This window comes from Lysinibacillus telephonicus, from assembly GCF_003966145.1.
Lineage (GTDB): Bacteria > Bacillota > Bacilli > Bacillales_A > Planococcaceae > Ureibacillus > Ureibacillus telephonicus.
The window spans coordinates 1-12,751 of sequence record NZ_RXNR01000095.1; the positions used below are offsets into that span (position 1 = coordinate 1).

Annotated in this window: 12 protein-coding genes; 1 reads left to right on the forward strand and 11 read right to left on the reverse strand. The window is 33.4% G+C overall.

Translation table 11 applies throughout. The annotated features are described in order from the left end of the window. Nucleotides 1-211: 211 nt before the first annotated feature. From EKG35_RS19065 to EKG35_RS19115, 11 genes are all read right to left on the reverse strand, one after another. Nucleotides 212-2,800, reverse strand: a complete 2,589-nt coding sequence (locus tag EKG35_RS19065; RefSeq protein WP_246020498.1) for a calcium-translocating P-type ATPase, PMCA-type — start codon at nt 2,798-2,800, stop codon at nt 212-214. Nucleotides 2,801-3,363: 563 nt separating this feature from the next. Continuing rightward, complete coding sequence (gene ytaF / locus EKG35_RS19070) at nt 3,364-3,999, reverse strand: sporulation membrane protein YtaF (protein ID WP_126296124.1); 636 nt, start codon at nt 3,997-3,999, stop codon at nt 3,364-3,366. Nucleotides 4,000-4,154: 155 nt separating this feature from the next. Next, complete coding sequence (locus EKG35_RS19075; RefSeq protein ID WP_126296125.1) at nt 4,155-5,258, reverse strand: 5-methyltetrahydropteroyltriglutamate--homocysteine S-methyltransferase; 1,104 nt, start codon at nt 5,256-5,258, stop codon at nt 4,155-4,157. A 118-nt stretch (nt 5,259-5,376) separates the two neighbouring features. Continuing rightward, complete coding sequence (locus tag EKG35_RS19080; protein ID WP_126296126.1) at nt 5,377-6,294, reverse strand: LysR family transcriptional regulator; 918 nt, start codon at nt 6,292-6,294, stop codon at nt 5,377-5,379. Nucleotides 6,295-6,365: 71 nt separating this feature from the next. After that, nucleotides 6,366-6,737, reverse strand: a complete 372-nt coding sequence (locus EKG35_RS19085; RefSeq protein ID WP_126296127.1) for an iron chaperone — start codon at nt 6,735-6,737, stop codon at nt 6,366-6,368. Nucleotides 6,738-6,808: 71 nt separating this feature from the next. Beyond that, nucleotides 6,809-7,024, reverse strand: coding sequence for a hypothetical protein (locus EKG35_RS19090; RefSeq protein WP_126296128.1), 216 nt, complete (start codon nt 7,022-7,024; stop codon nt 6,809-6,811). Between the two features lie 375 nt (nt 7,025-7,399). Continuing rightward, a complete protein-coding gene (locus tag EKG35_RS19095; RefSeq protein ID WP_126296129.1) occupies nt 7,400-7,870 on the reverse strand; it encodes an S-ribosylhomocysteine lyase in 471 nt (156 codons plus the stop codon). 12 nt (nt 7,871-7,882) lie between these two features. Further along, a complete protein-coding gene (locus EKG35_RS19100; protein ID WP_126296135.1) occupies nt 7,883-8,623 on the reverse strand; it encodes an amino acid ABC transporter ATP-binding protein in 741 nt (246 codons plus the stop codon). Nucleotides 8,624-8,638: 15 nt separating this feature from the next. After that, the gene (locus tag EKG35_RS19105; RefSeq protein ID WP_126296130.1) at nt 8,639-9,298 is read right to left on the reverse strand and encodes an amino acid ABC transporter permease; all 660 of its coding nucleotides are present in this window, start codon (nt 9,296-9,298) and stop codon (nt 8,639-8,641) included. 281 nt (nt 9,299-9,579) lie between these two features. Next, nucleotides 9,580-10,392 carry a transporter substrate-binding domain-containing protein gene (locus EKG35_RS19110; RefSeq protein ID WP_126296131.1) on the reverse strand — a complete coding sequence of 271 codons (813 nt, stop codon included), beginning with the start codon at nt 10,390-10,392 and terminating at the stop codon, nt 9,580-9,582. 278 nt (nt 10,393-10,670) lie between these two features. After that, nucleotides 10,671-11,537 carry a DMT family transporter gene (locus EKG35_RS19115; RefSeq protein ID WP_126296132.1) on the reverse strand — a complete coding sequence of 289 codons (867 nt, stop codon included), beginning with the start codon at nt 11,535-11,537 and terminating at the stop codon, nt 10,671-10,673. Between the two features lie 170 nt (nt 11,538-11,707). Between EKG35_RS19115 and EKG35_RS19120 the strand changes: the two genes are divergently transcribed. Continuing rightward, complete coding sequence (locus EKG35_RS19120) at nt 11,708-12,400, forward strand: ArsR/SmtB family transcription factor (protein ID WP_126296133.1); 693 nt, start codon at nt 11,708-11,710, stop codon at nt 12,398-12,400. Nucleotides 12,401-12,751: the final 351 nt, after the last annotated feature.

Consider the following 12,751-nt stretch of genomic DNA (forward strand, 5'->3'; position numbering starts at 1 on the left):
CCACGGAAAGCGTCCGCCGAAACGGAAATCAACTAACTTATTCAAAAAGGGTTATTAATTTTATTTTAAAAGAAAAAAGACTGTAGGCAAACTCGAATTTTCGAGTTTGTCTACAGTCTGAGTTCATTTTGAAAAAATCAAAATGAACTCTTTCGTTGCTAATTGGTATTTTTAAAAATCTTAATGCTAGGTTTAAGAAATTGTTTAATCTCTATTTTTTAAATAGTCTTTCAAACTGAATTATTATTAATGGTACAATTGCCAAACCATAAATCGTTAATAATTGTGAACGACTTAATATTGCCACATCGAATAATCCTACTATTAGCACTACATTTAATAGTATAAATCCAATAAGAAAAGCTATCCAAACTGATAAATTCGAGAAAACTCCTATTTTAAAAATAGATTCATTTGAACGACAGTTAAAGCCATGGAACAATCTTGATAGACATAATGTTGCAAATGCCATCGTACTAGCAACTGTCGTATCCCCTGTTGCCAGACCTCTTTGAAAGGCAATAATAGTTACGGCAGCGATGAGAAGCCCTTCCAACCCTATTTGAGAGACAAACCTTTTATTTAATAAAGGCTCATGGATATTTCGGGGTTTTTTATCCATAACCTTTTTATTATGTGGTTCTAAACCAATTGCTATAGCTGGTAAACTATCTGTTAGTAGGTTGATAAATAATAAATGAACCGGTGTAAATGGAGCAGGTAATGCAAAAAGTGTTGCATAAAGAACGACCAAAATCGCTCCCGTATTTCCAGATAATAAAAACTTAATCGAGTTTTTAATATTTTCGTAAAGGCTTCTACCATTAGATATAGCTTTAACAATTGTTGAGAAATTGTCATCTGTTAAAATCATTGATGAGGCATCTTTGGCAACTTCTGTACCCATAATTCCCATTGCCACCCCTATGTCGGCTTGTTTTAACGCTGGACCATCATTGACACCATCTCCAGTCATTGCCACAACGTTCCCTTTTTCTTGCCAAGCTTTTACAATACGAATTTTATGTTCTGGTGACACACGTGCATAAACAGAGAAGTTCTCAACTTTATCCCTTAATTCTTTATCTGATAAATTTTCAATTTCTTTTCCTTCAATTGCTTCGGACGGATCTTTTAATATGCCAATTTGTTTTGCAATAGCGGCGGCTGTAATTTTATGATCCCCTGTTATCATCACAGGTTTAATCCCTGCCTTGATGCAATCTGCTACTGCTTGTTTTGATTCTTCTCGAGGTGGATCCATCATCGCTACTAATCCAACAAAGATGAAATTATTCTCATCTTTTGCGCTTACTTCAGTTGAATTAACTTCTTTATATACTAATGCTAGTACTCGCAACCCTTCATTTGAAAAATTACTGTTTATTTGTTTAATGTCCTCTAGTTGTTGCTTAGTAATGAGTGATACCCCTTGTGAAGTTTCAATTTTTACAATACGAGAAAGCAGTACGTCGACAGCCCCCTTCGTAATCATAATATATCGATTGCCAACTCGATTAACGGTACTCATTAATTTACGATTCGAGTCAAAAGGTACTTCACCAAATCGTTTATACTGTTTGCGTATATTGAGCTCATCAATGTTATATTTATTTCCTAGATGGACAAGGGCTACTTCTGTTGGATCTCCTATTTCTCTATCGCTAAAAGTAACTGAGTTATTACATAATAAAGCCATGTGCAAAAATGTATGATGAAGTTCATCACCTATTTGCAATTGATCTTGTTGAATAACTTTTTCGTTTATATATACCTTTTGGACAGTCATTTTATTTTTAGTTAGTGTCCCTGTTTTATCTGAACAGATGACTGAAATGCTGCCAAGACTTTCTACTGCATGCAGCTTGCGAACAATTGCGTTTTCCTTTGCCATTTTCTGTGTTCCAAATGCCAAGACAATTGTAACGATGGAACTTAATGCCTCGGGAATTGCCGCAACTGCTAAAGACACTGCAAACATAAATGAATCTACTAGCTCGCGGCCACGTAAAATATCCAAGCCAAAAATAATAAGACAAATTATAATAATCCCAATTGCGAGTCGCTTTCCAAAGTGTTCAAGACTTACTTGAAGGGGCGTTTTCTTCTCTTTGGCATTATCTAGTAAGTTTGCAATCTTACCAATTTCAGTATTCATACCAATAGATGTTACAATAGCTTTTCCACGTCCATTTGTAACAAAGCTGCCCGAGAATACCATATTTGTCTTATCACCGAGTGCGACTTCCTCTTCATTAATAACCTTTGTCACTTTTACGATCGGAAGTGATTCACCTGTTAAAGAACTCTCGTTAATTTGCAAACTATGACTTTCAATAATTCGGCCATCTGCACTAATATAATCACCGGCATCTAAAATAAGAATATCTCCAACGACAACCTCTTTTGAGGGGATTTCAGTGACTTGTCCATTTCGAAGTACCCTTGCAATTGGGGCTGCCATTTCTTTTAAGCTTTCTAAAGACTTTTCAGCTTTAATCTGTTGAACTGTGCCAAGTATAGCATTTAAAATGACAACGACTAAAATAACGATTGAACTTTGTACTTCTCCTAAAAATACAGAAATTAAAGCAGCTACCATTAAAATAATGACTAAAAAGTCTTTAAACTGTTCAAGGAAAATTTGACTTGCACTTTTCCGTTTCCCCTCTTGTAATTCATTATAGCCATACTGCCTTTGTCTCGTCCGAACTTCATAATCCGTTAATCCTTGATGGGTTACTTCTAGTTCATTCATTACTTTTTGTACAGGTTCTCGGTAATATTCTGTCACGTTCATTAGATAATCCCCCATATTCTAGTAATTTGTTTTATCTTATTGGCAAAAGAAACTCTACTGTTAACATCTAATTGTTTCTAGTAAGGATAAGGATGCTATACTTTTACTCAATCGTTTTCCCCGAAAAAAATACATTCTGAACCTTTCTTTTTCCCCTAACCTATTATCCACTTTTATACTTATATTCCTTTTTTTGAAACAAACTTTGTGTAACACACAGTAAATTATATGTATGAGGCGGGTAAATATGAGAGAATATTTTTAAATATAACTAAGACAACGATTATTAAAATAGACAAATTTTTATATACAAAATAGCAGTTGAAGCTGTTTTTTTCTAATTAATCCAAACTGAATACATAGTAAAAGACCCTCCTACAAGCTAATGTTGTCATATCTTTTAGCAATTTTTTGATACACTATACTAGCCTAATCGGTTTGTAGAATAGTTACAAAAAAGTAAAAATCGAAAATAATAAAGAGCTTAAACATAAGAAAGCTGCTCTAGAAGTTTGACATATACTTCTAGAACAGACTCTTATATTGACATATGAGATCTCTATTCACATTTTAAATAGCCCAATTAATATTAGGGCAATTCCCGGTAAGAACGTAAGTTTTTTAACCCAATTCATATTTCTAAATATTGAACCTATGTTGATGCCTGCTATTACAAAAAAGACACTTGAAACCGTCACAACGATTGAAAATAAAATTGGAGGCAAATCAATCAACGCTGCACCAATTCCAGCTCCGAATGAATCTAATGACAATGCTAATCCTAGAAACAAAGCTTCTATACTGCCAATACTTCCAGAACGGTCAAAATCTGCTTCCGTTGGCTTTTTTAATATCTTAATAATAATTCCCAATCGTTTAATTTCAAACTCAACAATTTTGATATCACTTTGATGTTGTTGTGAATCACTTTGAGACGTTAAGAATTGATAAAGAACCCAAATACCAATAACTATTAGTATAATGCCACCAACTCTTTCAGCAGCTTCATAAGATATGAACAACTCGATAATTGAACCGATTCCCATTGCCAATAATAAAACAAAGAAAGTGCAGGAAAAGATGATAATAAATGATTTAATTGGTATAGTTACTTTTCGCATTCCATAGGTTAGCCCAACTGTAAAACTATCAAGACTAACTGCAATTCCTAATAGCAGCAAAGAAAGTAAATCACTCATTTTTTGCTCCTTCCATACGATACTATCCTCTTATCGTATGTGTTGACTTTGCAAAGTGACAATATTCCAGTGTTTATGTTGAGGATGTCTTCTTCGATTTTTATTGTTATTACTAAAAAAACGAACAACCCAGTTAAAGGTGTTCGCTTAAAAACTTATCCCCAAATCTCTTTTGAAATATCCACAATATATTTCAACTTCGCCCATTGTTCATCCTCAGTCAAAATATTCCCATGATGAGTGGAAGCAAATCCACATTGAGGGCTGATACATAATTGTTCTAACGTCACATATTTTGTTGCTTCCTCTATACGTGCCTTAATATTTTCTTTATCTTCTAGCTCCCCATGTTTTGATGTGAATACCCCTAGTACCACTTGTGGTCCACCATTTGGTATATATTCCAATGGTCCGAAATCTCCAGAACGATCATCATCATATTCTAAGAAAAATCCGTTTACTTTTTCTTTTGCAAACAATGTTGGAGCAATTTTGGCATAACTTCCTTCAAAGGCCCATTTAGAACGGTAATTTCCGCGGCAAAGGTGAGTGGTTACAATTAAATCTTCCGGTTTATCTTCTAGTACTCCATTTACTACACGCAGTGCTAAGTCTATTAATTCTTCGCGAGAATAGGCGCTATCATTAAATGGAATTTCCGGAGCATTCAGACCCGCAATATATACATCGTCTAATTGTAAGTAACGGCAACCTGCATCATAAAAGGCCTTGATAGCATCCCGATATGTTTGGATAATATCTTTTGTATATTCTTCAATATCTGGGTAAATTTCAAGATTACGAATACCCGCATTAAATAATTGGTTAGGACTTGGGATTGTTTGTTTTGCAACAGCACGGTCCCCGACAATTTCTTTAAATTCGAGAAAATCTTTAATATGCGGGTGATCCGGGTTAAATGAGATTTTCCCTACAACACGCACATCGTATCTTTCTGTTTCTTCCCCTTTAAAGGCGAAACCATGATTTGGAACGTATCCTTCTACTCCATTTAAATGCTCGAGAAAATCTGTATGCCAAAATCTTCTACGAAATTCTCCATCTGTAACAGCTTGAAGCCCAACTTCAATTTGTTTATCAACAATTTTTTTAATCTCTTCTGTTTCAATTGCATGTAGCTCTTGTTTAGTTATATTGCCTTCTTGAAAATCCTTTCTTGCCTTATGAATTCTCTCTGGTCGTAATAAACTTCCTACATGATCTGCTCTAAATGGAGCTTTTATAAGTGTTTTTGTCATATACGATCTCCCTCTTTCCATTTTATTAATAACCACTTCCTTTAATGTAAGGTAAGTGTAGCATAGGGAAATCATTATAACGTAACACAAAAAATCTATTCCTCGCTATAGCTTTTAACTATAACTGATGTAATTCTTCCTCAATAGATTCTTTTAAATATTGAATATAAGTATTAGCCAACGTACTATTTGTGACATTTTTATGAGTAATATAGCCAACATGAATTTCCTCGTCTACCTTTAAAGGAATAGCTATAATATCTTTACTATTTAATTTATGACTAATGACACCTGTTGAAATGGTATAACCATTTAATCCGATTAGTAAGTTAAATAAAGTTGCACGATCCGTAACCCGGATATTTTTCGGTCTAGAAAGCGTACTTAGAATCTCCTCCGAAAAGTAGAATGAGTTATAATCCCCTTGCTCATATGAAAGATATGGATAAGGATCTAAATCGGATAATGTTACAAAACTCTTTCTAGACAGTGGATTTGCTGAGCTAATAAAAACATGTGGCTTTGCTGTAAATAGCTTATGGAATTGTAAATTTCCTTCTCTTAAAAACTTGTGAATTACCTTTTTATTAAATTCATTGACATATAAAATACCAATTTCACTTCGCAAATTCTTTACGTCATCTATGATTTCGTATGTCTTTGTTTCTCGTAAACTAAATTCGTATTCCTCTGGGTTATATTCCTTTAATAGACGTACAAAGGCACTTACCGCAAATGCATAGTGCTGAGCAGATACTGAAAAATGTTGCTGCGGAGATCTTGTATTTGTATACCGATTCTCAAGAAGTTCTGCCTGTTCTACTACTTGCCTGGCGTAGCCTAAAAACTCCGATCCTTCAGGAGTAATTAAAATTCCCTTATTAGATCGTAGAAAAATCGTAATCCCCACTTCCTCCTCCAGTTCTTTTAATGCATTGGAAAGGCTTGGTTGACTAATAAACAGCCTCTGTGCCGCCTTGTTAATTGAACGACTTTTAGCTACTTCTATCACATATTTTAATTGTTGTAATGTCATCTTCTATCCCTTTTCTTTAAGTAAACATTTTACTCTCTTCAATAGTTCTTTTAATCTTAAAAAACAATTTTTTATTTCCTCCAAAAGGTTGTACAGTCTGCTTTATCTTGAATATTAAATTCAATCATTTTTTCAAGCAATTCGTAATTTACTAGCTCATTCCACGGAATTCTGAACAAGCCTTTTGTAGAACTGTAGCCTGCTTTTGCAATATCATCGACAAAGTGTGCAATACCTGCTTCTTCAGGTGAGACGCTTAAATGATGCTTCGCTGTAGAAAATCCAATAATAAATGTGCCATGATCTGAAAACATCGGCGTATTCCACTTGATTTCTGGATTTAAATTTGGAAATTTATTAGCGATCCATGTCAAAATTTCTTCTGTCCGATCGCGATGATCAGGGTTATCGATACTAGCTAGATATTTCGAAAAAACCTCCATGTTGTTCTCTCCTTAAAAAATTTTTTGAAACAGTAACATTATTTAATTTCGTAAAGTGTTGCTAAAAATTATTACTTATTTCTCTCAGCGATTAAGCTTCTATGCTTTCGTATACCTAAACCAATGGTCCACGTTGCAATAAACATCAAAACTAATGCTATTATAAATTGGTAATTAGGAAATGCATCAGTCATAGTAGACAGAATTAAACCAGTACATCCCAAACAAATAACTAGGAAAGTACCGATAAAAAGTACTAGATAAATCAATATATCTTTAATAGTCAATGCACTTCCCCCTAATCATTGTTAAATAAACTTAGATAGTAATTCTTAATTGCCTCATAATCCTCAAGCAACTATCTACCAACCATAAGTATAAAACAAAGTATTTAAATATGTATGAACCTAAAAATGGATTTTTGATTTTCCTAACTAATCTTCATTCTATAAGTAAATTTCAATAGATTAGTTATATAATCCTTCTTCTACTGAAATATATGAAGTGAAACAAAAAAGAGCCGTGGATACGACTCTTTTTTTAGTTCTATTTACAAGTTAGCTGAATAAGAGTATTGGCTTAACTGCTTATCAAAATAAGATTCAGCTTGCTTTAAAATTGTTTATTAAATCTCTTAATCAACCGTTTCAGTAAGTTCAATATTACTCAGAAAACACAATATGCCATTCAGCACGTTTCTCTAAAAATTCTTTTGCAAGAGCTTGAGCACCCTCTAAGCTATGACTTGCAGCCCAACCGCATTGTACTTCATTACAAGCAGGTACTGAAGTTGCCTCTAACACATCGTTTAACGTTTTCTCAAGAATATCTAATACGTCCTCATAATCATTATGATTAATAAAAGATAAATAAAAACCTGTTTGGCAGCCCATAGGAGAAAAATCAATTACTTTTGTTGAGTGGTTACGAATACGATCTGCCATTAAGTGTTCTAAAGAGTGGAGTGATGGCATTTCCATATGGCCTTTGTTAGGTTGTTTAAAACGAACATCGTACTTCGTTACAACATCACCTTTTTCCCCCTCTTTGACGCCTGCAAGTCGTACATATGGTGCAACTACTTTTGTATGATCTAAATCAAAACTTTCAACATTTGTTTTTTCTTTTGCCATCTTATTCTCCTCCTAAATAAATTGCATTGACTGAATAAATGATACGATACGATCATTAACTGTATTGTTAAAGAATTCTTCTGTATCTCCATCGAAAGCTATTTCACCGTTTTCGAGGAATAAAATCCGATCTGCAGCTACACGAGCAAAATTTAAATTATGAGTCACAAGAATCATCGACTTTTGTTCTTCTGCTAAAGCCTTTAATACCTTTAACACTTCGCCCTCTAACTCTGGATCAAGTGCACTAGTAGGTTCGTCAAACAGGAGAAACTTAGGCTCCATTGCAAGTGCACGTGCAATCGCGACCCGCTGCTGTTGACCTCCAGATAATTGAGATGGATAACTTTCCTTTTTATGTAGCAACCCTACTTTATCAAGTAATTGTTCGCCAATCTGAACCATGTTTGATTTATCTTTTTTTAACACAGTAATTGGACCTTCAATCACATTTTCTAGTACTGTCATATGTGGAAACAAATTAAAGGATTGAAACACCATTGCGGTATTTTGGCGAATTGCTAATTTATCCTTTTGAGTTAATTTTCCTGAAAAATCTACTTTTAATGAATCTATTTCCAAAGTGCCAGATTGAGGGATTTCCAGCAAATTAATACATCTTAAAAGTGTTGATTTACCAGATCCTGAAGGTCCCAGAATAACTGTCGTTTCACCCTTTTTAAATTGTACATTTATATTTTTTAAAACGTGATGATTATTAAATGATTTATTTATCTCTTTTAAAGTAACGATGGTGTCCACCTCTCTCTAAATATACTTGGAAGCATATTTTTCTAGTTTACCTTGAATAATCGTTAAAATTGATACGAAGATTAAGTAAAAAACAGCAACAAGTGAATAGATTGCTAAAGGTTCATATGTAAATGCCACAATTTGTTGTCCAATCATAAACATTTCTGCAATTGTAATACTCGCCGCAAGAGAAGTTCCCTTTACAAGATCAATAAAATCATTCGTAACTGGGGGTAAAGAAATTCGGATAGTTTGAGGAGCAATTACTCTCCTTAATACTTGCCAATAAGTCATTCCTAGTGATTCTGCAGCCTCCCATTGACCTTTTGGAATCGACAAAATAGAAGCTCGAATTGATTCAGAAGCATAGGCTCCCGTATTTAATGAAAATGTAATAATTGCTGCAACCCAAGGGTCTAATGTAATTCCCGCCTTTGGCAATCCATAAAAGACAAGAAATAATTGTACAAGTAAAGGCGTCCCTCTAAATATCCATACATATGTACTGAAAATAAATTTTAAAAATTTAAAGTTAGATAACTTTAAAAGGGCGGTTATAACGGCAATTACTAATGCAATTGCAAATGAAATTAGTGATAATGGGATGGTTACAGATAGCCCTGCCTTTAAAAGTGGCCATATAGAATTTAATACAATTTCGAGTTCACGACTCATCTTTTACCTTCCTTTCTAAAACAACTACGCCCTAACTAATCTAAAGCTTAAAATCGAACTTAGGTTTACATGAGTCAATTCCATTCAAAAATCGTATGACTCGCTGGAGTCTTTTATCTTTGAGCGTTACTCCTTTACTTTTTGAAGGCAGAGTAAAATACTTAATTCAACTCATTATCAACTGGAAGTCTCGTACCTGTCGCAACGCTTTCAGTGCATAAACACCTGTTAGACAAAGATAAAAATCAATCGGCCAATTAAGCCGATTGATCCGGCAAGTATTATTGATACATTACATCCTCACCAAAGTATTTTTCTGAGATTGCTGCAAATGTACCATCTTCAAGACGTTTTTTAATAATTTCATTCAGCGCTTCACGGAATTCTTCATTACCTTGATTTAAAATTAATGCGATTTCTGAGGAGCTTGTCTTACCGTCGATTAGCTTAATTGGTGCATCAGGTTGTTCTTGTAAATATGTTAGGAAAGTAACACGATCATGAATTGTTCCATCAGCGCGTTTTTGTAATACTAATTCAATTGAATTTGTTAGATTTTCAGTAGGAACAATTTCAGCTCCTAAGTCACGTGCATCTTGTGCAAAGTTGCTAGTTACTGTTTGAGCAGCCTTTTTCCCCGCAAACTCTTCTAAACTATTAATATCAGAATCAGCATGAACTGCTAATGTTGCGACTGACTCCATATAAGGTATTGTGAAATCATATTTTTCTTTACGCTCATCTGTAATAGAGATATTGTTAATTACAAAATCATATTTATCAGTATCAAGACCTGCGATTAATGAATCCCATTTCGTTTCAACATACTTTGCTTCTACACCAAGATCTTTTGCAATTTGGTCTGCAATTTCATACTCAAATCCTGTTAAAGTACCAGTTTCATCATGATAACTGAATGGAGGGAAAGTTCCTTCTAGCCCGATAGTGATGACACCTGATTCTATAATTTGTTCTAGTTTGTTTGTGCTGTCTTCTTCTGCTGCATTTGAAGCATTAGTTGCTTCATTACTTCCGCATGCTGCTAGTGCTCCGATTAAAGCTGTTAATAGCAGTGCTGATAACCATTTTTTCAAATTATGTTTCCTCCTCAAAAATAAAACCAAGTTTTCATATTTGTTTTATCATATTATAATTAATATTATAATTCAATATTTTTAGACAATTTTTAATAAAAAAATATTTATATAAGTTTTTTATTTCAAATCCGTATCTTATGAAAAACAAAAATATCATTAACTCTAGTTTATATTCTCAACATAAACGTAAAGGAGGAGTAAAGATGCCAATTGAAGGCAAAGTAGTTATAATCACTGGAACTTTATTCTTCTATCGTATAGCTATTATAAATAATTCACCTTTTTCTAAATTTAAAGTTACTATTAACTAAAAATATACCGACTATTATTAGAAGACCACCACCAATAAATGCAAAAGTAATAGGTTCATCTAATAAAACAACGCCTGTTAAAACACCAAAGAAAGGAGCTAAAAATAGATAAGAACTTGTTTTCCCTGGTTCCCCTTTTTGTAAGAGAAAATACCAAACTGCAAATTGGACAATAGAAGACATAATACTTAACCACAATAATAATAAAACTGATTTTGTATTTATATCAAAGAAAGGTTTTTCTAGTAATATACTTAAAATAATAAGTATTGACCCTCCAAACAGCATTTGATATGCCGAAAGTACCCACGTATCAAAATAGGTTCCCCATTTATTGACTAATAGTGTAGAAATAGCCCAAAAAATAGAAGATAGAGCACCGAATATAATGCCCACTTTAATGTCCTTTATGCCTCCTAATGTTATTCCTACACCAATAAACCCCAAAATGACTCCACTCCATTGGTACCATTTATATCGAATATGCATAAAAATAGTACCAAAAATAATGACTAACAATGGATTCATAAATGTTAAAATAGATGACTCACTTGCTGTTATTGTTCTTAGGCTAATAAAAATACACCCCATTACAGCTGCCGTTTGCAAGGAACCAATAACTAATACTTTTCCCCATTGTTCCTTACCAGCTGGATGCGTTCTATTTAATATTTTTACGATAATCGCCATTATTACGCCCGCTATTAAAAAACGCAATCCTGCCAAGAATAATGGAGAAGAATATTGCAGCCCTATTTTACCAATTGCAAAGGAAGACCCCATTAGAGCAGTTGTTAAGATAATTAAAAGAAAATATATATATAATTTCATTTACAAACACTCCAGTTCCAAAAAGTAATAGTTAATTGTTTATAAACTTGTTTAAATGAGAATAATTTTACCCCTCTCTTGAGAATAGATAATTACTTCTTTAGAATTAGTATAGATTCATAATTGTACGATGATTATCGAAGTGTGGATTACAAGGAGGGTGTTTAACAATGACTATAAATCCAAATATTTCTGCCCTTACTTCTTTACTGAGTGAAAAGTCAAGAGCAACTATTTTAGCAGGATTAATGGATGGAAAATTCCATACAGCTAGTGAATTAGCCTATATGGCGGGAATTAAACCTCAAACTGCGAGTTTTCATCTTGCAAAGTTAGTAGAAAATAATATTGTTATTAGTGAGAACAATGGAAGATTTCGTTATTTCCAATTAGCCAATCAAGAGGTTGCGAATACACTTGAAATATTAATGGCAATTTCTCCACCGCCTGAAATTAGGTCACTAAAACAATCCAGCCAATTAAAAAAACTAGAAAATGCAAGAACTTGCTATGATCATTTAGCCGGTCGAATTAGTGTTAAATTAACAAATGCGATGCATAATTTAGAATATATTGAGAGAAAAGATAAAAATTTTATTGTTACACCTAAAGGAGAGATTTTCTTTAAGAACTTGGGTGTTGACCTATTAGCTTTATCTAAAAAACGCCGCTCCTTTTCGCATGCATGTCTGGATTGGAGTGAACGTACCCATCATATAGGTGGTGCTTTAGGAAATGGTTTATTTGAAAGGTATATGGAATTGAAGTGGATTGAGTCTAAAGCAAATTCACGTGAAATTACAATTACTCCTTTAGGAAAAGAAGGGTTTAAAAACTATTTCGGCATAGATGCTACTAATTAACCTTTACCATATACTACTTTTATAAATTAAAAACACCATATTCAAATGGTGTTTAGAGTAGTATCAAGTTTGACTTTGATTACACTTTTTTCATTTTTAATATTTAAAAGCTACTAACCAGATTGTCATGAAAACACTTATCAGATAGTTTATTCTTCATCGAAGGCTTAACGGCACATATGCAATATATTTATATATATAAAAGAAACCCACTTATTTAATAGAGTGGGTTTCAGGTTGTTGACAAAAGACCTTCAGAATGGGCTTATTCTGAAGGTCTTTTGTAATTTTAATAGATTATTGGGTATTTAACCGACTTATTTGGGGTAAAAACACTCTTCGAGTATTATA

Coding starts and splice junctions, on each gene's coding strand:
- EKG35_RS19120 (WP_126296133.1), top strand. CDS start 11,708: ATGACTATAAATCCAAATATTTCTGCCCTTACTTCTTTACTGAGTGAA.
- EKG35_RS19075 (WP_126296125.1), bottom strand. CDS start 5,258: ATGACAAAAACACTTATAAAAGCTCCATTTAGAGCAGATCATGTAGGA.
- EKG35_RS19065 (WP_246020498.1), bottom strand. CDS start 2,800: ATGAACGTGACAGAATATTACCGAGAACCTGTACAAAAAGTAATGAAT.
- EKG35_RS19085 (WP_126296127.1), bottom strand. CDS start 6,737: ATGGAGGTTTTTTCGAAATATCTAGCTAGTATCGATAACCCTGATCAT.
- EKG35_RS19080 (WP_126296126.1), bottom strand. CDS start 6,294: ATGACATTACAACAATTAAAATATGTGATAGAAGTAGCTAAAAGTCGT.
- EKG35_RS19105 (WP_126296130.1), bottom strand. CDS start 9,298: ATGAGTCGTGAACTCGAAATTGTATTAAATTCTATATGGCCACTTTTA.
- EKG35_RS19095 (WP_126296129.1), bottom strand. CDS start 7,870: ATGGCAAAAGAAAAAACAAATGTTGAAAGTTTTGATTTAGATCATACA.
- EKG35_RS19115 (WP_126296132.1), bottom strand. CDS start 11,537: ATGAAATTATATATATATTTTCTTTTAATTATCTTAACAACTGCTCTA.
- ytaF (WP_126296124.1), bottom strand. CDS start 3,999: ATGAGTGATTTACTTTCTTTGCTGCTATTAGGAATTGCAGTTAGTCTT.